Consider the following 20,724-nt stretch of genomic DNA (forward strand, 5'->3'; position numbering starts at 1 on the left):
CCTCATTCTCCCGCTCCGCCGTGCAGGCTCTGCACCGGGTGGGCGGTGAGCTCCTGCACAGCGGCCGGGTCACCGTGGACCTGGTCGACGGCGGCGTACGCGCTCGCGATGCACGCGGGGACGCCGACGCCGTCGTAGGCGGCGCCGCAGACGGCGAGGCCGGGGAGGCGGGCGATGTGCTCGCGGATGCGGGCCACGCGCGCGTGGTGGCCAACGGGGTACTGGGGCAGGCCGTCGTCCCAGCGGGTGACGCGGGTGGCGACCGGGGTGGCGTCGAGGCCCGTCGCCGCCTTCAGGTCCTGCCGGGAGACGTCGGCCAGCTCGCTGTCGTCACGCTCGAGGATCTCCGTCTCGCCGTACCGCCCGACGGAGGTGCGCAGGACGACCAGGCCGGGGTTCTCGTCGGCGATCCAGCCCCACTTCTGCGAGGCGAACGTGGACGCCTTGATGGTGTGGCCGTCGACGGGCGGTACGAGGAAGCCGCTGCCGTCGGGCAGGGCCGTCTCACCGCGGCGGTAGGCCAGGGTGACCAGGGCCATCGAGGCGTACTCGACGGCGTCGAGTTCGGCGGCGGCCCCGGGGCTCTCCGCACGCAGCAGCCGGGCGGCCGCCGGGGCGGGCGCGGCGACGATCACGGCGTCCGCGAGCCACTCGCGCTCACCGGAGAACACGTGCCAGCCGCCCTCCGGGGTGCGCCGCAGCCCGGTCACTGCCGTCCCCGTGAGGATCTCGCCCCCGCGGGCCCGGACCGAGTCCGCCACCGCGAGGGGCAGGGTGCCGACGCCGCCCCGGATGCCCGTGAAGACCGGGCCGGTCTGCCGGGCCGCCGCCGCCCTGGCCTGGAGCTCGCGGACCCCTGCCGTCAGGGAGGTGTGGGTCCGGGCCACCTGGAAGAGCTGCGGAACGGCCGCACGCATGGAGATGCGGTACGCGTCACCCGCGTACACCCCGCCGAGCATGGGCTCCAGCAGGCGGTCGACGACCTCCCGGCCGAGGCGCTGCGCCACGTACTCCCCGACCGCCACGTCGTCGCCCACCTCGGTGCGGGGCAGCTCGGCGTCCCGCTCGATGCGGGCGAGTCCCTCCTCGGACAGCACACCGGCCAGGGCGGACGCGGTGCCGGGCACGCCCATCACATGCCCCTTTGGGAAGGGGCGCAGGGCTCCGCGGGTCCACAGCGAGGCCGTCGCCGTGGCCGGGGGCTGGAGGCGGTCGGCGAGGCCCACCTCGCGCGCGAGGTCCACCGCCTCGGGGCGGCGGGCCAGCAGCGACTCGGCGCCGAGGTCCACGCGGGCGCCGGCGACCTCGCCGGGCAGCAGCTTGCCGCCCACCCGGCCGGAGGTCTCCAGCACGGTCACCCGCGCCCCCCGGTCCAGCAGCCGGTGTGCGGCGGCCAGCCCCGCGACACCCGCCCCGATGACGACGACCCGCCCATGGAATTCGCGCATGCCCCCAGCCTCTCAGACCCCACCGACAGCGCCGCCGCGCCCCGGTGTCCGGCACGAGTCCCGACCGTGACCGCATCGGAACCGTCCCGGACCAAACGATCGGCACCGTCCGGGCGTCGAAGAAGCGTCAGCAGAATCGACCCCCGGGGGATGCCCGCATGCGCACACGACGATCCGTACGACACCCCGTCCCGGCCCTGGCCGCGCTCCTGCTCGCGGCCGCCCTCGCCCTCACGGGGTGCAGCGCCGGGGACGACGCCTCGGGCGGCAGCAACTCCACCGCCGACAAGGCGGCGGGCGACAGTGCCGTCTCGGGCGAGGCCGCCCCGGGCGGCACCGGAAGCGGCGCCAAGGCCACGGCGCCGCCGAAGCTCACCCCGAACCACATCATCCGCACGGCCTCCCTGACCGTGCAGGTCAAGGACGTCCCCAAAGCCCTGGACCAGGCCCGCACCGGTGTGGAGAACGCGGGCGGCTACGTCGGCAACGAGACGACCACCCGGGACGCCGAGGGCCACGAGCGCACCCGGGTCGTGCTGCGCGTGCCCGCCGAGAAGTACGACGAGGTCCTCGCCGGACTGGAGGGCTCCGGCAAGCTCCTCGACCGCAGCGCGAAGGCCGAGGACGTCACCGACCAGGTCGTGGACGTGGAGAGCCGGATCAGGACGCAGCGCGCCAGCGTGGCCCGGATCCGCGAACTGATGGACCAGGCCACCAGGCTCAGTGACGTGGTGACCCTGGAGGGCGAGCTGAGCACCCGCCAGGCCGACCTGGAGGCACTGCTCGCCCGGCAGAAGTCCCTGAAGGACCGCACCAGCCTGGCCACCATCACCCTGTCGCTGTCCGAGACCCCGGTGAAGAAGGAGGCGAAGGACGACGACCCGGGGTTCGTGGACGCGCTGGCGGGCGGCTGGAGCGCCTTCGTGGCCATGCTGCGCTGGCTCGCGGTGGCCTTCGGCGCGGTCCTGCCGTTCGCGGCCTTGGCCGCACTGGTCGTCTGGCTGTGGCTGCGCGTGGTACGCCCCCGGCTGCCGCGCCGCCCCGCGCCCGCGCCCACGGCGACCGCGCTGGGCCCGCTGCCCACGGCCCGGCCCGCGCCGGAGTCCGCGCAGCCGGGAACGCCGGGTGAGCGGGACTGAAATGCCCTGCTCCCGTAGCGTGTTCGCATGAACATGAGCCGTGCACGGGAGCGACTGGTCGTCATCGGCGGTGACGCCGCGGGCATGTCCGCGGCGTCCCAGGCGCGCCGCCTGAAGGGTCCCGGCGAGCTGGAGATCGTGGCGTTCGAACGGGGCCACTTCACGTCGTACTCGGCGTGCGGCATCCCCTACTGGGTCGGTGGCGACGTCACCGACCGGGACGAGCTCGTCGCCCGCACCCCCGAGGAGCACCGGGCCCGGGACATCGGCCTGCGCCTGCGCACCGAGGTGACGGAACTCGACCTCGACGGGCAGCGGGTGCGCGCGCGTGACGTCGACTCGGGCGAGGAGTCCTGGACGTCGTACGACAAGCTCGTCATCGCGACCGGCGCCCGGCCGATCCGGCCGGACATGCCCGGAGCGGACGCGGCCGGGGTGCACGGGGTGCAGACACTGGACGACGGCCAGGCGCTCCTCGACACCCTGGAGGGCACGCGTGGCCGCCGCGCGGTGGTGGTCGGGGCCGGCTACATCGGCGTGGAGATGGCCGAGGCGCTCATCAAGCGCGGCTACGAGGTGACGGTCGTCAACCGCGGCAGCGAGCCCATGTCGACCCTCGACCCCGACATGGGCCGTCTGGTGCACGAGGCCATGGAGGGCCTGGGCATCACGATGGTGAACGACGCCGAGGTCACGAAGATCCTCACCGGTGACGACGGGCGGGTCAGGGCGGTGGCCACGCAGGAGGGCGAGTTCCCGGCGGACGTCGTCGTGCTCGGCATCGGCGTCCGCCCCGAGACGGCCCTCGCGAAGGCCGCCGGTCTCCCCCTCGGCCCGCACGGCGGTCTGCTCACGGACCGCTCGATGCGGGTGCGCGGACAGGGGAACGTCTGGGCCGGCGGAGACTGCGTCGAGGTCCTGGACCTGGTCTCGGGCCAGGAGCGGCACATCCCGCTCGGCACGCACGCCAACAAGCACGGCCAGGTCATCGGGACCAACGCCGGCGGCGGCTACGCCACCTTCCCGGGCGTGGTCGGTACGGCGGTCAGCAAGGTCTGCGACCTGGAGATCGCCCGCACGGGCCTGCGCGAGAAGGACGCCCACCGCGTCGGGTTCCGCTTCGAGTCCGTCACCATCGAGTCGACGAGCCGGGCGGGCTACTACCCGAACGCCTCTCCCATGACGGTCAAGATGCTCGCCGAGCACCGCACGGGCCGCCTCCTCGGCGTCCAGATCGTCGGCCGGGAGGGCGCGGGCAAGCGCGTCGACATCGCGGCCGTCGCCCTCACGGCAGGCATGACGGTGGAACAGATGACAGCCCTGGACCTCGGCTACGCCCCACCCTTCTCCCCGGTCTGGGACCCGGTCCTGGTGGCGGCCCGCAAGGCGTCGGCGAAAGTCCGCGGTTCGTTGTGAGGTGGGGGGCGGCCACGCCCCTCAGGGGCGCGGGGAACTGCGCGACAAGCCACAACGAGCCCGCTGCCGGCAACGTCCCCGCACCCCTACGGGGCGTTCCTCACGCCGTCCCCGCCGTACCGGTGATCCGGTCGATCGCCTGCCGCGCCTGCTCCGCCGGCGGCCGCGACGGCAAAGAGGACACCGACGCCGCACCGGCCGTCACCGCCGGCGGCTGCTCCCCCGCCGGCTTCGCGTGCGACGCCACCCGGGTCGACCGCAACCGGTGGCTCACCGCCTCCTCCAGGGTCACGGGCCGCCGCAACTGGGTCGCCAGCCGCCCCGCGTCCTGGCCGAGGCGGGCCACATCCTCCCAGGGCAGCCGCACCACCAGCGTCAGCTCCGCCTCCCCGTCGGGCAGGGCGTGCATCGCGGGGGTCACTCGGTCGTTCATCGCCTGTTCCTCACGTCGGCCCCGCGACCCGCCTTCCCCGCGCCGCGGGCGGTTGCCGACACATACGCACGCCCGGGCGGCCGCGTTCACCGAAGCGGCCGATCGGGCGCGTCAGCGCGCGGTCAGCGTGTGCACATGCTCCACGAGCCGCGTCAGGGCGTCCGGGTCCGTGGACGGCATGACGCCGTGGCCGAGGTTGAAGACGTGCCCCTCGAGGTCCTTCGCCGAGTCCAGGACCTCGCGGGTCTTGGCCTCGACTGCCTCCGTCGGGGCGAACAGCACGGTCGGGTCGAGGTTGCCCTGGAGCGCCTTGCCGGGGCCGACCCGGCGGGCGGCCTCGTCCATCGGGACGCGCCAGTCGACGCCCACGACGTCCGCGCCGGCCTCGCCCATGAGGCCCAGCAGCTCGCCGGTGCCGACACCGAAGTGGATGCGCGGCACGCCGTACCCGGCGACCGCATCGAAGACCTTCGCGGAGGCCGGCAGCACCGAGCGGCGGTAGTCGACGGGGGCCAGCGCACCGGCCCAGGAGTCGAACAGCTGGACCGCCGAGGCGCCCGCCTCGATCTGCACCCGGAGGAACGCGGCGGTGATGTCCGCGAGGCGGTCGAGCAGATCGCTCCACAGCCCGGGGTCGCCGTACATCATCGCCTTGGCGTTCTCGTACGTACGCGAGGGGCCGCCCTCGACGAGGTAGCTGGCGAGAGTGAAGGGGGCGCCGGCGAAGCCGATGAGGGGCGTGGCGCCGAGCTCGCGGGTGAGCAGGCCGATGGCCTCGGTCACGTAGGAGACGTCCTCGGGGGTCAGGTCGCGCAGCTGCGCCAGGTCCTCCCGGGTGCGGATCGGGCGCTCGACGACCGGGCCGACGCCGGGCTTGATGTCCAGGTCGATGCCGATGGCCTTGAGCGGGACGACGATGTCGCTGAAGTAGATCGCCGCGTCCACGCCGTGCCGGCGCACCGGCTGGAGCGTGATCTCGGTGACCAGGTCGGGCCGCATGCAGGACTCGAGCATCCCGATGCCCTCGCGCACCTTGCGGTACTCCGGCAGTGAGCGCCCGGCCTGCCGCATGAACCACACCGGTGTGTGCGGCACGGGCTCGCGCCGGCAGGCCTTGAGGAAGGCGGAGTCGTATGCGGCGGACGGCTGCTGGGCCCGAGGGGCGTCGTTGGCACTCACGGGGCCAAGTTTCGCACGCCGCCGAACGGCGTGATTCAGCCCCTGGAGAGGCGCGGGGTGTCTAGCCCCGCACCCGGGCTCCGGTCCCCGTAATCTTCCCGCATGGCTGCGGCTCAGGGACGACCGTCGGACGGCGCCGGCGGAATGGACGAAGCGAAGGACACCGAGAACCACCGGCGGGAGGAGGACTCCGCCCCGCTGCCCTTCCGGGCCGCCGTCGACGCGCTCAGGGCGGCGCGGCTGCGGCCCCAGATCGAGGTCGAGCCGACGCCCCCGCCCAGGCGGCTCGCTCCTCACAGTTACGCGCTGGAGGCCGCGGTCGTCGACGGCGACCAGGATCTGGCCGACGGCCGGCTGGTGCTGCTGCACGACCCGGCCGGACACGACGCCTGGCGCGGCACGTTCCGGCTGGTGACGCTGGTGCGCGCGGAGCTTGAGCCGGAGATGGCGGCGGACCCGCTGCTGCCGGAGGTGTGCTGGTCCTGGCTGACCGGCGCGCTCCAGGCGCGCGGGCTGGCCTACGGGGAGCCGAGCGGCACGGTCACGCGCGCGAGTTCCCACTACTTCGGCGGGCTCTCCGCGCGCCCGGCCGCCTCGCAGATCGAGATCCGCGCGTCGTGGACGCCGCGCGAGGGTCTGGGCGGCGTCCCGGACACGGCCGCGCACCTGGCGGGCTGGTGCGATCTGCTCGCCCAGATCGCGGGACTGCCCCCGGCCGTTCCCGGGGACGCGTCGGTGGTGACGCTGCCCCAGCGGCGAGGCCCTCAGTCCCGCTGACCGGCCCCTTACCGGCCTCTGATCGGCCCCTGACAGCCCTCTGACCGCCCCGCACTGATCGACCTTGTGCGGGGCGGTCAACCATGTCCGGTCGACGATCACACCTGAGTACCCCTCTTGGCCGAATCACTTTGTCGATACGGCCACTTTCAACCGCGTATCGACACAGACCGAAACCGTTCGACCTTCGAATGATCGACCGCGTGTCCGAATTGCACGGATTGTTATCACCGATTCGTGATCATTCTCTAAAGGCGGACGGGTTCGGTGCCGAAGACGACTGTGACCTTGAAAGCACGGTTCGTCCCGGCTTCACCCCCCACGAGCCGGCCCCGTCCCGCACCCCAGGAGGCCTGGTGTCCGTTCTCCTCGAGCAGCCCGCAAGCCTGGTCGCCTACCGCCCGAACAAGCCGACCGCCATGGTGGTCGTGGCCGACCCCCGCGTCCGCTCCACCGTCACCCGCCACCTGTGGGCGCTCGGTGTGCGCGATGTCATCGAGGCCTCGTCCATCGCGGAGGCTCGTCCCCGCATCGGCAACCCCCGCGACATCTGTGTCGCAGACGTCCACCTGCCGGACGGCTCCGGCCTCACGCTGCTGTCGGAGACCCGCGCCGCGGGCTGGCCCAACGGGCTCGCCCTCTCCGCCGCCGACGACATCGGCGCCGTGCGCAACGCACTCGCCGGCGGCGTGAAGGGCTACGTCGTCACCGGCACCCGTACCAACGTCGGGCTCCCCACCCGGCCGGGCGCCGCCCCGATCGGCGCCGCCGCCGCACGACTGCACCGCCGCCCCCCGGGTGCCCCGAGCCACCCGGGCGGCTACCGCGAGCTGTCCGGTCGTGAGGTCGAGGTGCTGAGGCTGGTCGCGGAGGGTCAGTCGAACAAGGCGATCGGCGTCTCGATGGGCCTGTCCGCCCTGACCGTCAAGAGCCACCTCGCCCGCATCGCCCGCAAGCTCGGCACGGGCGACCGCGCCGGCATGGTCGCCGTGGCGCTGCGGACCGGGATCATCCACTGACCCGCTCCGCCGTGGCCCCTCGGTGATCACCCCTCACGTGACACGGGACCGGCCGTCGGCCCCGTCCACGTCACTCACGGTTCGTGAACCCGCTGCTTCCCCGACATGACTGGTTTGCGACCCTCGAGCGCCCGCCGCCGGAACGTTCCGTCGGCGGGCGCTGTCCACACATGGATACCCTTGACATGTGACCGACGCCCACGACACCGCAGCAGACAGCTCACTGCGAACCACCGGAGGCGCCCCTCCGGACGACGGCGGATCTTCTGCTACGGAGGCGCCGATCCCTCTGCTGGAGCCGCGTGAGGGCATTCCGCCCGTCATCGCGGACGAGACCGCCCTGGCCCGGGTGGTCGCCGCCTTCGAGGCGGGGTCCGGGCCCGTCGCCGTCGACGCCGAACGCGCGTCCGGCTACCGCTACGGGCAGCGCGCCTACCTCGTGCAGCTGCGCCGCGAGGGCGCCGGAACGGCCCTCATCGACCCCGTCGCCTGCCCCGACCTGTCCGCCCTCGGCGACGCCCTGTCCGGCACCGAGTGGGTACTGCACGCCGCCACCCAGGATCTGCCCTGCCTGCGCGAGATAGGCATGGTGCCGACGCGGCTGTTCGACACGGAGCTGGCCGGGCGGCTCGCGGGGTTCCCCCGGGTCGGCCTCGGCGCGATGGTCGAGAGCGTGCTGGGCTTCGTCCTGGAGAAGGGACACTCCGCCGTCGACTGGTCGACCCGGCCCCTGCCCGAGCCCTGGCTGCGGTACGCGGCGCTGGACGTGGAACTCCTCGTCGACCTGCGCGACGCGCTGGAGAAGGAGCTGGACCGGCAGGGCAAGCTGGAGTGGGCCCGCCAGGAGTTCGACGCGATCGCCTCGGCCCCGCCCGCCGAGCCCCGCAAGGATCCCTGGCGGCGCACGTCCGGCATGCACAAGGTGCGCCGCCGGCGGCAGCTGGCCGTCGTGCGCGAGCTGTGGCAGACCCGGGACCGGATCGCGCAGCGGCGGGACGTCTCGCCGGGCAAGGTGCTCGGGGACGCGGCCATCGTCGAGGCCGCGCTGGCGGTTCCGGCCAATGTGCACGCGCTGGCCGCGCTGAACGGTTTCGGCCACCGCGTGGGCAAGCGGCAGCTGGAGCAGTGGCAGGCGGCCGTGGACAGGGCGAAGGCGCTGAGCGAGGCGCAGCTGCCGCAGCCGGGGCAGCCGGTGGCCGGGCCTCCGCCGCCGCGCGCCTGGGCCGACAAGGACCCCGCGGCCGCGGCACGGTTGTCCGCCGCCCGGGCCGGGGTGTCGGCGCTGGCCGAGCAGCTGGGCATGCCGCAGGAGAACCTGATCACGCCGGACACGGTGCGGCGGGTGTGCTGGGAGCCTCCGGCGGTGGTCGACGCCGAGTCGGTGGCCACCGCCCTGGCCGGGCACGGGGCTCGGCCGTGGCAGGTGGAGCAGGTGACGCCGGTGTTGGTGACCGCGTTGTCCGCCAAAGCGCCGTAGAGGGCCTTCCCGGACGGGCGGCTGCGGGCTGTCCGTGGCTGTTCGCGCAGTTCCCCGCGCCCCCTGGGGGCCTCCTCACCTGGTCGCTCCCCTGGTGAAGCCGTTGTAGATGAACCGCTGGAGGAACAGGAAGACGATCAGGGTCGGGACGATCACCAGGATCGCGCCCGCCGAGATCGTCTCCCAGTGGGCGCCGAAGGGGCCCTTGAAGCGGAACAGCGACGTCGAGATCACGCCAAGATCTTCGGAGGGCATGTAGAGGAAGGGGATGTAGAAGTCGTTGTAGACGGTGATCCCCTTCACGATCACGACCGTCGCGATCGCCGGCTTCAGCAACGGGAAGATGATCTTGCGGTAGACCGTGAAGGCGTTCGCGCCGTCCAGGCGGGCCGCCTCGTCCAGGGACGTGGGGATGGACCGGACGAACTGCAGGAAGATGTAGATCGAGACGATGTCCGTGCCCATGTAGAGGGCGATCGGCGCCCACAGGCTGTCGAACAGGCCGAAGCTGTTGACGATCTGGAAGGTGGCCACCTGCGTGGTCACGCCGGGGACCAGTGCGGCGACCAGGAACAGGGCCAGGACCGCCTTGCGGAAGCGGAACCGGAACCGGTCGACGGCGTACGCCGTCATCGAGCCGATGAGGACCGTGCCGCCGATGGCGACGACCAGGATGATCGCCGTGTTGCCGAAGGCCGAGAGCATCCGGCCGTCCTGGAACGCCGTCACGTAGTTGTGAACGTTCGTCGGGTCGTCGGGCAGCGCTAGCGCTCCGCTGCCGCCGGCCATCTCCCGCTCGGACTTGAGGGACGTCAGGAACACCGCGGCGAGCGGGAGCAGGACCACCGCGGTCGCGGCGATCAGCGACAGGTACACGAGGACGCGGGTCACCGCGCGGCGGTTCATACGAGGTCCACCTTGTCGTCGGGGGCCAGACGCCGCTGCACCCAGGTCACCGCCAGGACGATCAGCAACAGCACGACCGCGGCCGCCGAGGCGAGCCCCGTCTTGTTGAACTGGAACGCCAGCTTCACGGTCTGGATCACGAACGTCTCGGTGCCGGTCGCGCCGCCCGTCATGATGTACGGGATCTCGAAGACCGACAGCGAGCCCGAGATCGAGAGGATCACGGTGAGGGACAGCACCGGCTTGATGCCCGGCGCGATGATGTACCGGAACTGGTGCCAGCGGTTCGCGCCGTCCAGCTCGGCCGCCTCGTACAGCTCCCCGGGGATCGACTGGATCGCGCCGAGGAACAGCACGAAGTTCAGGCCCAGGTAGCGCCAGACGGAGACACCGGCCAGGGAGGTGTTCGCCGACTCCGGGGTGCCGAGCCAGGCCCGGTCGCTCTCCACGCCGAACAGGCTCAGCACCGAGTCGAGGGTGCCGCCGTCCTGGAAGAAGTAGAGGAAGACGAAACCGATCGCCACCCCGTTGATCAGGTACGGGAAGAACAGCACGCCCTTGAAGAAGTTCCGGAAGCGGACGTCGAAGCTGAGGATCGTGGCGAAGTAGAGGGCGGCGACGATCTGGACGACGGAGGCCGCCAGGTAGTAGCCGCTGACCCAGAAGACCTCGAACAGCTCGGACCGGGTGAAGAGTTCGGAGTAGTTCTCCGCGCCCGTGTAGTGCAGTTCGGGGCTCACTCCGTCCCAGTCGGTGAAGCTGTACGCGACCATGTTCGCGATCGGGGCGTAGGTGAAGACCACCAGGAGAGTGAGCGGGGCGAGCAGGAAGAGCCAGGGGGTGGCCCCGCGCCACCGGCGTGCCGGGCGCGGGGTGGGGGCCGGGGCGGCGGTCGCCTTCGCGGCGGCCTGGACGGCCGCCGTCTCGGTGGCGCCCGGCATCAGGACCCCAGTGACTTCTGCGTCTCGGTCCACTTCTCGCCGAGGCCGTCCAGGAAGTCGTCCACGTCGCCCTTCCTGGCGCCGCGGGCCAGGTCGACGAGTTCCTGGCGGTAGTCGGGCTTGTAGATGCCGACCTCGGACCGGTTGTCGATGCTCTTCACCTCGGCGCCCTTGCTGTCGTCGAGTTCGAGGAGCTTGACGCCCGCCTCCTCGTAGGGCTTCAGGACACCGGGCAGCGGGGCGTCCTTGAGCGGGGACAGCGCCAGGTTGTCCTGCGCGTAGCCGGACTTCTCGGTGAACCAGTCGATCCAGGCCCGGGCGGCCTCCTTGTGCGAGGAGTTGACGTTGACGGCCTGGTTGTAGTCGGGTGACGTCACCGCGCAGAACGTGCCGCCCTTCTGGGCGGGGAAGGGCATGAACCCGATGTCGTCCGGGTCGGCGCCGGCCTGCTTCGCCGCGCCCTGCATCTGGATGACCGCCCAGGAGCCGAGCCACATGGTGGCGATCTCGCCCTTGGCCAGCTTCGGCTTGGACGCCTCCCAGTTGGTGGTCGTCGGGTCCTTCTCGACGAGCCCCTCGTGCACGATGTCGTGCAGCAGGGTGTCCGCCACGCGCAGGTCGGCGCCCTCGGCCCAGGGGTTGCCCTCGGCGAGCCTGGTCGTGGCCTGCTCGTCACAGCTGACCGAGCCCTTGGCGTCCGTCCACTGGCTGAGCGGCCACTTGTCCTTGAAGTTGGTGTAGTAGGGGATCGCGTCGGTCTTCGACTTGATCGCCTTCAGGCCGGCGAGGAACTCGGCCGGTGTCGTGGGCCATTCGGTGACCCCGGCCTGTCTCCACACCTTCTTGTTGTAGATGAACCCCGGAAGGGCGCCGAGCGGGCTCTGGCCGTAGACCTTGCCGTCGACCGTCGTGAAGTCGGTGAAGCGGTACTTCTTGCTCCGCTCGGCCTCGCTGCCCAGCGAGGCGAAGAACCTGGGGTAGTCCTTCTTCTCGATCACCGAGGGGATCATCAGGACGTCCCCGTAGTTCTCCGTGTTCATACGGATCTTGACTTCGCCCTCGTAGTCGGTGATGCCGTCGAACTCGACCTTCACCTTGGGGTACGTCTCGTTGAACTCGGCGGCGTACTTCTTCATCGTCCCGTCCTGCACGAGGTCGGTGCGGTGGGTGAGGACTGTGATGGTTCCGCTGACCTTCGCGGGGTCGTCGGGAGCCTCGGCGTCGGCACCCTTCGTGGAGCTTCCGGTGCCGGTGCAGCCGGAGGCCAGCAGGGCGGCGCCCGCGGCGAGGGCGAGGAGGGTACGGCGGTTCATGTGCGTCAGCTCCGTTCGCTGAGGGGAACTCGGGACGGACGAGCACGTGCGGTATGGCTGGTTCGGAACTCTGACAGCGCTTACTCAACCGGTAAAGTCCCAATCCCGCCAACGATGCGAAAACGACATCCGACTCTTCACTGAACCGGTTAAGGGAGTGCGCATGCTGGAGGCCACACCGCTCGGCGACGGATGGATCCTGCGGCACGACTCGGACAGGCTGCCGGCCACCGTGCCGGGGTGCGTGCACACCGACCTGATGGCGGCCGGGGTGATCCCGGACCCGTTCCTCGGCCGGAACGAGACCGAGGTGGCCTGGGTGGGGCGCCGCGACTGGACCTACGAGCGGGATCTCGGCGGCTCGTCCGCGCAGGAGCAGACCGACCTGGTCTTCGAGGGGCTCGACACCGTCGCCGAGATCTCCCTGGACGGGCGGACGCTGGGGAAGGTCCGCAACATGCACCGCTCGTACCGGTTCGACGTGACGGGCCTGTCCGGGCGGTTGTCCGTGCGGTTCGTCTCGGCGTACGCGGAGGCGGAGGCCGTACGCGGCCGGCTGGGCGAGCGGCCGGCGGCCTACGCCGAGCCCTACCAGTACCTGCGCAAGATGGCCTGCTCGTTCGGCTGGGACTGGGGGCCCACCCTGGTGACGGCCGGGATCTGGCGGCCGGTGCGCCTGGAGCACTGGTCGACGGCACGGATCGCCCGGGTACGTCCGCTGGTCACCGTCGACGAGGGCACGGGCGTCGTCGAGCTGAACGTGGACGTCGAGCGGACCCGGGTCGAGGCACCGCTCGCCGTGGAGGCGACCGTGGCGGGGGTGCGGGCGCGCGCCGAGATCGAGGGCGCGGGCGGGATCGTACGGCTGCGGGTGCCGGACGCGGAGTTGTGGTGGCCGCGGGGGTACGGCGAACAGCCGCTGTACGAGGTCGAGTTGACGCTGCTGCACGGCGAGGACGCCCTGGACGTGTGGCGGCGGCGCATCGGCTTCCGGACGGTGGAGCTGGACCGGGGAGCCGACGGGCACGGCACCGGCTTCACCTTCGTCGTCAACGGCGAACGGCTCTTCGCGCGGGGCGTCAACTGGATCCCCGACGACGTCCTCCCCTCCCGGATCACCCGCGAGCGCTACCGGGAGCGCCTGGAGCAGGCGGCCGGCGCGGGGGTGGATCTCGTACGGGTCTGGGGCGGCGGGATCTACGAGAGCGAGGACTTCTACGACGCCTGCGACGAGCTCGGGCTGCTGGTGTGGCAGGACTTCCCGTTCGCCTGCGCCGCCTACCCGGAGGAGCAGCCGCTGCGCGGCGAGGTGGAGGCCGAGGCGCGGGAGAACGTCGTACGTCTGATGCCACACCCCTGTCTCGTGCTGTGGAACGGCAACAACGAGAACCTGTGGGGCTTCAGGGACTGGGAGTGGGAGCCGCGGCTGGCCGGGGACTCCTGGGGCGAGGGGTACTACCTGGGCCTGCTGCCGCGGGTGGTGGCGGAGCTGGACCCGACCCGGCCCTACACCGCGGGCAGCCCCTGGTCGGGGTCGTGGGACCACCATCCGAACGACCCGGCGCACGGCACCCACCACTCGTGGGAGGTGTGGAACCGGGAGGACTACGCGGACTACCGGCTGAGCGTGCCGCGCTTCGTCGCCGAGTTCGGCTGGCAGGCGCCGCCCGCGTACGGCACGCTGCGCCGGGCCCTGCCCGGGGAGGAGCTCGCGCCGGACTCCCCCGGCATGCTGCACCACCAGAAGGCCGACGACGGCAACGGCAAGCTGGAGCGGGGCCTCGCGCGGCATTTCGCCGTGCCGGAGGACGACTTCGGCCGGTGGCACTACCTCATGCAGCTCAACCAGGCGCGGGCGATCGCGGCCGGGATCGAACACTGGCGTGCGCACTGGCCGGTGTGCGCGGGGACGATCGTCTGGCAGCTCAACGACTGCTGGCCGGTGACGTCCTGGGCGGCGATCGACGGGGACGGCCGGGAGAAGCCGCTGTACCACGAGCTGCGGCGGCTGTACGCGGACCGGTTGCCGGCGTTCCTGGCGGGGGACGGCGGCTTGGAGCTGGCCGCCGTCAACCAGGCGGCCGGGGACTGGACGGGGGCGCTCACCCTGCGCCGGATGTCGGTGACGGGTGAGGTGCTGGGGCACAGGGGTGTGAGGTTCACAGCCGGGCCACGGACCGTGGCCCGGGTCGAGGTGCCGCGCGAGCTGACGCCCGCCGGGCCGAAGGAGTACCTGGTCGCCGACGTGGACGGGCTGCGGGCGGTGCACTTCCCGCTGCCGGACATCGAAGTCGCCTATCCGCGACCCGAGTTCGATGTCGAACTCGCCCCGGACGGCATCACCGTGACCGCTCGCACCCTGGTCCGGGACCTGCTGCTCCAGGCGGACCGGCTGGCGCCGGGGGCGCGGGCCGACCGGGGGCTCGTCACCCTGCTGCCGGGCGAAGAGGTGACCATCGGGGTGCGCGGCTGGAAGACTCCGGACGCGGAGAGAGCCCGTTCGGCCCTGTACTGCGTGGAGCCCACCCGATGACGGCAACGCCACCCCCTCGCGTCACCATCAAGGACGTCGCCGCGCGCGCCGGCGTGTCGAAGGGTGCCGTGTCCCTCGCCTTCAACCACAAGCCCGGCCTCTCGGGAGCCACCCGGGACCGGATCTTCCGGGCGGCGCGCGAACTGGGCTGGGCGCCGAGCCTCACGGCGCGGACCCTGGCCGGATCACGGGTCGACGTGGTGGGCCTGGCGGTGTGCCGGCCGGCCCGGGTCCTGGGCCTCGAACCCTGGTACATGGAGTTCGTCTCCGGCGTGGAGAGCGTGCTGGCCGAGCACGCCAGCTCGCTGCTGCTGAGGCTGGTGCGGAACATGGACGAGGAGGTGGACGTCCAGGAGGCGTGGTGGCGGGCGCGGCAGATCGGCGGGTCGATCCTGGTCGACTTCCGCGCGGACGATCCGCGGGCGGCCCTGACGCAGCGCCTGGGGATGCCGGCGGTCGCCGTCGGCCATCCCTCGCTCACCGGGGGGCTCACGTCGGTATGGACGGACGACGCCACGGCCGTGACGGAGGCGGTGCGGTATCTGGCCGCCCTGGGGCACCGCCGGATCGCCCGGGTGGGCGGAGCGGCGGACCTCGGGCACACGGCGATCCGGACGACGGCGTTCGACGAGGCGGCGGGGGTGCTGGCCCTGGCCGGGGCTTGGCAGGTCGCGACGGACTTCTCGGGGGACGCGGGGGCGCGGGCGACGCGCTCGCTGCTGGCCGCGCCGTCGGCCGACCGGCCGACGGCGATCGTGTACGACAACGACATCATGGCGGTGGCGGGCCTGTCGGTGGCGGCGGAGATGGGGCTTCGGGTACCGGAGGACGTGTCGCTGCTGGCCTGGGACGACTCGCAGCTGTGCCGGCTGACGCATCCGACGCTTTCGGCTATGAGCCATGACGTGCACGGGTTCGGGGCGGAGGTGGCCAGGACGTTGTTCTCGGTGATCGCCGGAGGTGAGGGTGGGTCCCATCCTGTGCCGACACCGGTGCTGACGCCCCGGGGGTCCACAGCGCCGCCTCGGTGAGCGCCAAATGGGAGTGCGGGTGCGTCGTGGCTGTTCGCGCAGTTCCCCGCGCCCCCAAGGGCACCGCACCACCCGGAGATGAGATGTGACCTTCGCCGCTCCGCCTGTCAGGGGTGTGCAGCTACGTTACCCATAAGTAGCATGGGCCTGAGCGCGCGCTCAGCGCATCGCAGCAGCAATGCAGATCCTGACCCTGGAGGAGAGCCATCGTGCCTCGTACCGTCAGGGACGTCGTCTTCGTCGACGGCGTCCGCACCCCGTTCGGCAAGGCGGGCCCGAAGGGCATCTACCACGAGACCCGTGCCGACGACCTCGTCGTGAAGGCGATCCGGGAGCTGCTGCGCCGCAACCCCGGTCTCGACCCGAAGAAGATCGACGAGGTCGCCATCGCCGCGACCACGCAGATCGGTGACCAGGGCCTGACCATCGGCCGCACGGCGGGCATTCTCGCCGGGCTGCCGCAGTCCGTGCCCGGTTACTCCATCGACCGCATGTGCGCCGGCGCCCTGACCGCCGTCACCTCGGTCGCCGGTTCCGTCGCCTTCGGCGCCTACGACATCGCCATCGCGGGCGGTGTCGAGCACATGGGCCGCCACCCCATGGGCGAGGGCGTGGACCCGAACCCGCGGTTCGTCTCCGAGAAGCTGGTCGACGAGTCGGCCCTCTTCATGGGCATGACCGCGGAGAACCTCCACGACCGCTACCCGCAGATCACCAAGCAGCGCGCCGACGAGTACGCCGTGCGCTCCCAGGAGAAGGCCGCCAAGGCGTACGCCAACGGCAAGATCCAGGCCGACCTGGTGCCGGTCTCGGTACGCCGCACCTCCCCCGAGGCCGGTGAGACGGGCTGGGGCCTGGTCACCGCCGACGAGCCGATGCGCCCGGGCACGACCCTGGAGAACCTCTCCGGCCTGAAGACCCCGTTCCGTGTGCACGGCCGGGTCACCGCCGGTAACGCGGCCGGTCTGAATGACGGCGCCACCGCCTCCCTCATCGCCTCCGAGGACTTCGCGCGCGAGCACGACCTCCCCGTGAAGATGCGCCTGGTCTCCTACTCCTTCGCGGGCGTGGAGCCCGAGGTCATGGGCTACGGCCCGATCCCGGCCACGGAGAAGGCACTGGCCCAGGCCGGTCTGTCGATCTCCGACATCGGCCTGTTCGAGATCAACGAGGCCTTCGCCGTCCAGGTGCTGGCCTTCCTGGACCACTACGGCATCGCCGACGACGACGAGCGCGTCAACCAGTACGGCGGCGCCATCGCCTTCGGCCACCCGCTGGCCTCCTCCGGCGTCCGCCTGATGACGCAGCTGGCCCGCCAGTTCGAGGAGCAGCCGCACGTCCGCTACGGCCTGACCACCATGTGCGTCGGCTTCGGCATGGGCGCGACGGTCATCTGGGAGAACCCGCACTTCGAGGGGGACAAGTGAGCACCACCGCCGAGCTTCTCAAGCAGGCTTCCGAGCTGTTCCCGGACGAGGTCGTCACGAGTGCGCACGTACGCCACTTCGACCTCCCCCTCGGTGCCGGGCGCTTCGCCCTGATCACCCTGGACAACAGCCACGACCACACCAAGCCGACCACCTTCGGCCCGGCCTCGCTGGCGAACCTCAACGCCGCGATCGACCAGGTCGAGAAGGAGGCGGCGGACGGCGAGATCACCGGCGTCGGCATCACCGGCAAGCCGTTCATCTTCGCGGTCGGCGCCGACCTCAAGGGCGTGGAGATCCTCAAGGAGTACGAGCACGCACTCGCCATCGGCAAGGGCGGCCACGAGGTCTTCAAGCGGCTGTCCCAGCTGGCCGTGCCGACCTTCGCGTACTACAACGGCGCCGCGATGGGCGGCGGTGTCGAGGTGGGTCTGCACTGCACCTACCGCACCGTCTCCGCGGCCGTGCCGGCGTTCTCGCTGCCCGAGGTCTTCCTCGGCCTCGTCCCGGGCTGGGGCGGCTGCACGATCCTGCCGAACCTGATCGGCCCGGAGAAGGCCGTCTCGGTCATCATCGAGAACAGCCTCAACCAGAACAAGCAGCTCAAGGGCAAGCAGGTCTACGAGCTCGGGATCGCCGACGCGATCTTCGAGGGCGCGGACTTCCTGGAGCAGTCGCTGATCTGGACCGCGACCGTCCTCAAGGGCGAGCTGAAGATCGAGCGCCCGGTGATCGACCGCGGCGAAGGCTGGGACCAGGCCGTCGCCAAGGGCCGCTTCATCGCGGACTCCAAGGTGCACGGCGCGGCCCCGGCCGCCTACCGCGCGCTGGACATCATCGCCGCCGCCAAGGACGGCGACCTCCAGCAGGGCTACGACGCCGAGGACAAGGCCCTCGCCGACCTGATCATGGGCGGCGAACTGCGCTCCGGCATCTACGCCTTCAACCTGGTGCAGAAGCGCGGCAAGCGCCCGGCCGGTGCCCCGGACAAGAACCTGGCCCGCCCGGTCACCAAGGTCGGCGTCGTCGGCGCCGGTCTGATGGCCAGCCAGCTCGCGCTGCTGTTCCTGCGCCGCCTGGAGGTGCCGGTCGTGCTGACCGACATCGACCAGGAGCGCGTCGACAAGGGCGTGGGCTACGTCCACGCCGAGATCGACAAGCTGCTCGGCAAGGGCCGCATCAACCAGGACAAGGCCAACCGCCTCAAGGCGCTGGTGTCCGGTGTGCTGGACAAGGCCGAGGGCTTCTCGGACGCCGACTTCGTCATCGAAGCGGTCTTCGAGGAGATCGGCGTCAAGCAGCAGGTGTTCGCCGAGGTCGAGGCGGTCGCCCCGGCGCACGCGATCTTCGCGACCAACACCTCGTCCCTCTCGGTCTCGGAGATGGCGTCGAAGCTGAAGCACCCCGAGCGGGTCGTGGGCTTCCACTTCTTCAACCCGGTCGCGGTCCTGCCGCTGCTGGAGATCGTGCGCGGCGAGAAGACCGACGACGCCTCGCTGGCCACGGCCTTCGCCGTCGCCAAGAAGCTGAAGAAGACCGCGGTGCTCACCAAGGACGCCCCGGCGTTCGTCGTGAACCGCATCCTGACCCGCTTCATGGGCGAGATCCAGAACATCATCGACGAGGGCACCCCCGTCGAGGTCGCCGAGAAGGGCGTCGAGCCGCTCGGTCTGCCGATGTCGCCGCTGGTCCTGCTGGAGCTGGTCGGCCCGGCGATCGGCCTGCACGTCTCGGAGACGCTCAACCGGGCGTTCCCGGACCGCTTCACGGTCTCCCCGAACCTCGCGGCCGTCGTCAAGGCGGGCAAGCGCGGCTTCTACGTCTACGACTCCGGCAAGCCGGAGCTGGACCCCGAGGTCGCCGCGCTGCTGAAGCAGGGCGACACGGTCCTGACGGAGGAGCAGGTCCGCGACCGCGTGCTCGACGCGGTGGCGCAGGAGATCGGCATCATGCTCGACGAGGGCGTCGTCGCCGAGGCCCAGGACATCGACCTGTGCCTCATCACGGGCGCCGGCTGGCCCTTCCACCTGGGCGGCATCACGCCGTACCTGGACCGCGAGGGTGTCTCCGAGCGCGTGAACGGCAAGAGGTTCCTGGCGCAGGGCGTCGCGAGCGTCCCGGCGTAACGCGTAACCCCTGAGGGGGGCGGGCGCACGGTGGCAATCCGTGCACCCGCCCCCTTTCGCAGGCTCAAGAGGAAGTAGCTGGTTCCACTTTCTGCAAGCGGTCAGATCTCCCGCCAGGCCTCCAGCGCCAGCCCGGGCTCGTCCTTGCGGCGGGTGAGCAGCACGGTCCCCGTCGAGGGCGACAGGGAGGCCGCTACGGCCTCCTCGTGCTCGTCGAGCGCCACCGACACGACGGCGTCGGCGGACAGCCGGGGGCCGGACTCGGTCCACCAGGCGCCGGCCGACTCCTGCTCGGTCGGATACGCGGCGAAGGCGACCCGGCCGCTCGCCGACCGCTGGGCGAGCACGGTGCAGTCGTACCCCTCGATGACACACCGCACGGCGGAGACGGGCCCCGGGCCGGCGGAGGGCAGCAGGGTCACCGGCTTCTCACCGGGACGCCAGGCGCACAGGTCGCCGGAGCCGTCGGTGAAGAAGAGGGTGGTGTGCTCGGCGGACGTGGCCAGAGCGCGCAGCGTACCCGGACGTACGGAAGCGTCCACGCCCTCGGCCCGCACCGGCTTCTTGCCGTCCGACTCCTGCCGCCAGCGCAGGATCCCGCCGGGTACGGCGGCGTACAGCTCGACCAGCCCCGACTCGCCCGTGACGGCGGCCAACTCACCCTCGACATCCTGCCCTTCGAGGTCCAGCCAGCCTCCCCAGCCGCCCTTCACCTTCTGGTTGCGCAGGCTGACGCCGCCCTTGCCGTTGCGGACGAAGACATAACCGCGCCCCGCCCCGTCCACGGTCACGGCGGGCGGCCCCGTACGGTCGCCCTTCTTGTCCGGGTGACCGATGGGAGTCCAGTCCAGGGGCGCGAGGTGGGGGCGGAAGTGCGTGGTGTGCACGAGCCCTGACTCGCCCGGGGCGGTGGGCCGCCAGGCCGCCAGGTGGGCGTAACGGTCGGCGCCTTGTCCGACCGCTGCCTCCGGGTGCAGCTTCTGGGCACCGCCGACGGTTCGCGGTTCGTCCTCCCAAGGGCCGCCGGGGCCGCGCTCGGCCCGGCACAGGACGGCGTCGCGGGAGGGCAGATACACGGTGAGGCGGCCGTCGCGGCCGCGGATGAGCCAGTCGCCGTTCACCAGTTCACTTTATGCGGGCCCCACGGCTCGGCGCGCGGCCCACCCCCGCCGTGCGACCCTGGCCGCATGAACGAGCCTTCGCCTCTCCTCGTCGTGGTCGACGCCGCGAATGTCGTCGGGTCGGTACCGGACGGCTGGTGGCGGGACCGCCGGGGCGCGGCGGAACGGCTGCGGGACCGGTTGGCCGCGGAGGGAGTTCCCGCCGTGTCCGGCCCGGTGGAGATCGTCCTGGTGGTGGAGGGGGCCGCGCGGGGCGTGGAGTCCGTGCCCGGGGTGCGGGTGTCGACGGCGCCGGGCAGTGGGGACGATCACATCGTGGAGGTGGTCGCGTCGGCCGGCACCCGTCCCGTCCTTGTCGTCACGGCGGACCGGGAGCTGCGGCGGAGGGTCGGGGAGCTGGGGGCGGAGGTGGCGGGGCCGCGGTCTGTTCGTCCGTAG

General features: G+C 71.8%; 17 protein-coding genes. 10 read left to right on the forward strand and 7 right to left on the reverse strand.

Features of this window, described 5'->3' with window-relative positions; genetic code table 11:
- Window positions 1–2: 2 nt before the first annotated feature.
- Window positions 3–1,448, reverse strand: a complete 1,446-nt coding sequence (hemG, locus tag ADK65_RS01130) for a protoporphyrinogen oxidase (RefSeq protein WP_053667850.1) — start codon at window positions 1,446–1,448, stop codon at window positions 3–5.
- Between the two features lie 158 nt (window positions 1,449–1,606).
- Between hemG and ADK65_RS01135 the strand changes: the two genes are divergently transcribed.
- Together ADK65_RS01135 and ADK65_RS01140 are read left to right on the forward strand one after the other, a co-directional pair.
- Window positions 1,607–2,587, forward strand: a complete 981-nt coding sequence (locus ADK65_RS01135) for a DUF4349 domain-containing protein (protein ID WP_053667851.1) — start codon at window positions 1,607–1,609, stop codon at window positions 2,585–2,587.
- A gap of 27 nt (window positions 2,588–2,614) precedes the next feature.
- A complete protein-coding gene (locus ADK65_RS01140; RefSeq protein ID WP_053667852.1) occupies window positions 2,615–4,003 on the forward strand; it encodes an FAD-dependent oxidoreductase in 1,389 nt (462 codons plus the stop codon).
- A 100-nt stretch (window positions 4,004–4,103) separates the two neighbouring features.
- Here ADK65_RS01140 and ADK65_RS01145 read toward each other — a convergent pair whose 3' ends face one another.
- Both ADK65_RS01145 and hemE read right to left on the reverse strand, forming a co-directional pair.
- Window positions 4,104–4,436, reverse strand: coding sequence for a hypothetical protein (locus ADK65_RS01145; protein WP_053667853.1), 333 nt, complete (start codon window positions 4,434–4,436; stop codon window positions 4,104–4,106).
- 111 nt (window positions 4,437–4,547) lie between these two features.
- The gene (hemE, locus tag ADK65_RS01150) at window positions 4,548–5,615 is read right to left on the reverse strand and encodes a uroporphyrinogen decarboxylase (RefSeq protein ID WP_053667854.1); all 1,068 of its coding nucleotides are present in this window, start codon (window positions 5,613–5,615) and stop codon (window positions 4,548–4,550) included.
- 102 nt (window positions 5,616–5,717) lie between these two features.
- Here hemE and ADK65_RS01155 point away from each other — a divergent pair, with 102 nt between their 5' ends.
- The 3 genes from ADK65_RS01155 to ADK65_RS01165 all read left to right on the forward strand — a co-directional run bounded on the left by ADK65_RS01155 (window position 5,718) and on the right by ADK65_RS01165 (window position 8,888).
- Entirely contained in the window at window positions 5,718–6,392 is a 675-nt protein-coding gene (locus ADK65_RS01155; protein WP_053667855.1) for a DUF3000 domain-containing protein, read from the forward strand.
- Between the two features lie 356 nt (window positions 6,393–6,748).
- The gene (locus tag ADK65_RS01160; protein ID WP_003993737.1) at window positions 6,749–7,411 is read left to right on the forward strand and encodes a response regulator transcription factor; all 663 of its coding nucleotides are present in this window, start codon (window positions 6,749–6,751) and stop codon (window positions 7,409–7,411) included.
- Window positions 7,412–7,598: 187 nt separating this feature from the next.
- Window positions 7,599–8,888, forward strand: coding sequence for a ribonuclease D (locus tag ADK65_RS01165; RefSeq protein ID WP_053667856.1), 1,290 nt, complete (start codon window positions 7,599–7,601; stop codon window positions 8,886–8,888).
- A gap of 75 nt (window positions 8,889–8,963) precedes the next feature.
- On the opposite strand, the gene ADK65_RS01170 is transcribed toward ADK65_RS01165, so the two are convergent.
- Genes ADK65_RS01170 through ADK65_RS01180 form a run of 3 tightly spaced genes read right to left on the reverse strand, consistent with a single transcriptional unit; the run spans window position 8,964 to window position 12,048 of the window.
- Window positions 8,964–9,794 (reverse strand): carbohydrate ABC transporter permease, encoded by an 831-nt coding sequence (locus ADK65_RS01170; protein ID WP_053667857.1) that lies wholly within the window; start codon window positions 9,792–9,794, stop codon window positions 8,964–8,966.
- Window positions 9,791–10,735 (reverse strand): carbohydrate ABC transporter permease, encoded by a 945-nt coding sequence (locus ADK65_RS01175; protein ID WP_053667858.1) that lies wholly within the window; start codon window positions 10,733–10,735, stop codon window positions 9,791–9,793. The genes ADK65_RS01170 and ADK65_RS01175 overlap by 4 nt, the downstream gene beginning before the upstream one ends.
- Window positions 10,735–12,048 carry an ABC transporter substrate-binding protein gene (locus ADK65_RS01180; RefSeq protein WP_053667859.1) on the reverse strand — a complete coding sequence of 438 codons (1,314 nt, stop codon included), beginning with the start codon at window positions 12,046–12,048 and terminating at the stop codon, window positions 10,735–10,737. The genes ADK65_RS01175 and ADK65_RS01180 overlap by 1 nt, the downstream gene beginning before the upstream one ends.
- A gap of 163 nt (window positions 12,049–12,211) precedes the next feature.
- Here ADK65_RS01180 and ADK65_RS01185 point away from each other — a divergent pair, with 163 nt between their 5' ends.
- The 4 genes from ADK65_RS01185 to ADK65_RS01200 all read left to right on the forward strand — a co-directional run bounded on the left by ADK65_RS01185 (window position 12,212) and on the right by ADK65_RS01200 (window position 19,165).
- Complete coding sequence (locus ADK65_RS01185) at window positions 12,212–14,581, forward strand: glycoside hydrolase family 2 protein (protein ID WP_053667860.1); 2,370 nt, start codon at window positions 12,212–12,214, stop codon at window positions 14,579–14,581.
- The gene (locus ADK65_RS01190; protein WP_053667861.1) at window positions 14,578–15,612 is read left to right on the forward strand and encodes a LacI family DNA-binding transcriptional regulator; all 1,035 of its coding nucleotides are present in this window, start codon (window positions 14,578–14,580) and stop codon (window positions 15,610–15,612) included. The genes ADK65_RS01185 and ADK65_RS01190 overlap by 4 nt, the downstream gene beginning before the upstream one ends.
- 209 nt (window positions 15,613–15,821) lie before the next feature.
- Window positions 15,822–17,039 carry a thiolase family protein gene (locus ADK65_RS01195; RefSeq protein WP_030838745.1) on the forward strand — a complete coding sequence of 406 codons (1,218 nt, stop codon included), beginning with the start codon at window positions 15,822–15,824 and terminating at the stop codon, window positions 17,037–17,039.
- Window positions 17,036–19,165 (forward strand): 3-hydroxyacyl-CoA dehydrogenase NAD-binding domain-containing protein, encoded by a 2,130-nt coding sequence (locus tag ADK65_RS01200; protein WP_053667862.1) that lies wholly within the window; start codon window positions 17,036–17,038, stop codon window positions 19,163–19,165. Before ADK65_RS01195 ends, ADK65_RS01200 begins: the two co-directional genes overlap by 4 nt.
- A 101-nt stretch (window positions 19,166–19,266) precedes the next feature.
- On the opposite strand, the gene ADK65_RS01205 is transcribed toward ADK65_RS01200, so the two are convergent.
- A complete protein-coding gene (locus ADK65_RS01205) occupies window positions 19,267–20,286 on the reverse strand; it encodes a hypothetical protein (RefSeq protein ID WP_053667863.1) in 1,020 nt (339 codons plus the stop codon).
- Between the two features lie 66 nt (window positions 20,287–20,352).
- On the opposite strand from ADK65_RS01205, the gene ADK65_RS01210 reads away from it, so the two are divergent.
- Window positions 20,353–20,724: an NTP pyrophosphohydrolase gene (locus tag ADK65_RS01210; protein WP_053667864.1), complete on the forward strand. Its 372-nt coding sequence runs from the start codon at window positions 20,353–20,355 to the stop codon at window positions 20,722–20,724.

Origin of the sequence: Streptomyces sp. NRRL B-1140 (assembly GCF_001280065.1) — a bacterium.
Classification (GTDB): Bacteria; Actinomycetota; Actinomycetes; order Streptomycetales; family Streptomycetaceae; genus Streptomyces.

Coding starts and splice junctions, on each gene's coding strand:
- ADK65_RS01145 (WP_053667853.1), bottom strand. CDS start 4,436: ATGAACGACCGAGTGACCCCCGCGATGCACGCCCTGCCCGACGGGGAG.
- ADK65_RS01135 (WP_053667851.1), top strand. CDS start 1,607: ATGCGCACACGACGATCCGTACGACACCCCGTCCCGGCCCTGGCCGCG.
- ADK65_RS01180 (WP_053667859.1), bottom strand. CDS start 12,048: ATGAACCGCCGTACCCTCCTCGCCCTCGCCGCGGGCGCCGCCCTGCTG.
- ADK65_RS01210 (WP_053667864.1), top strand. CDS start 20,353: ATGAACGAGCCTTCGCCTCTCCTCGTCGTGGTCGACGCCGCGAATGTC.
- ADK65_RS01140 (WP_053667852.1), top strand. CDS start 2,615: ATGAACATGAGCCGTGCACGGGAGCGACTGGTCGTCATCGGCGGTGAC.
- hemG (WP_053667850.1), bottom strand. CDS start 1,448: ATGCGCGAATTCCATGGGCGGGTCGTCGTCATCGGGGCGGGTGTCGCG.
- ADK65_RS01185 (WP_053667860.1), top strand. CDS start 12,212: ATGCTGGAGGCCACACCGCTCGGCGACGGATGGATCCTGCGGCACGAC.
- ADK65_RS01155 (WP_053667855.1), top strand. CDS start 5,718: ATGGCTGCGGCTCAGGGACGACCGTCGGACGGCGCCGGCGGAATGGAC.
- ADK65_RS01175 (WP_053667858.1), bottom strand. CDS start 10,735: ATGCCGGGCGCCACCGAGACGGCGGCCGTCCAGGCCGCCGCGAAGGCG.
- ADK65_RS01190 (WP_053667861.1), top strand. CDS start 14,578: ATGACGGCAACGCCACCCCCTCGCGTCACCATCAAGGACGTCGCCGCG.
- ADK65_RS01170 (WP_053667857.1), bottom strand. CDS start 9,794: ATGAACCGCCGCGCGGTGACCCGCGTCCTCGTGTACCTGTCGCTGATC.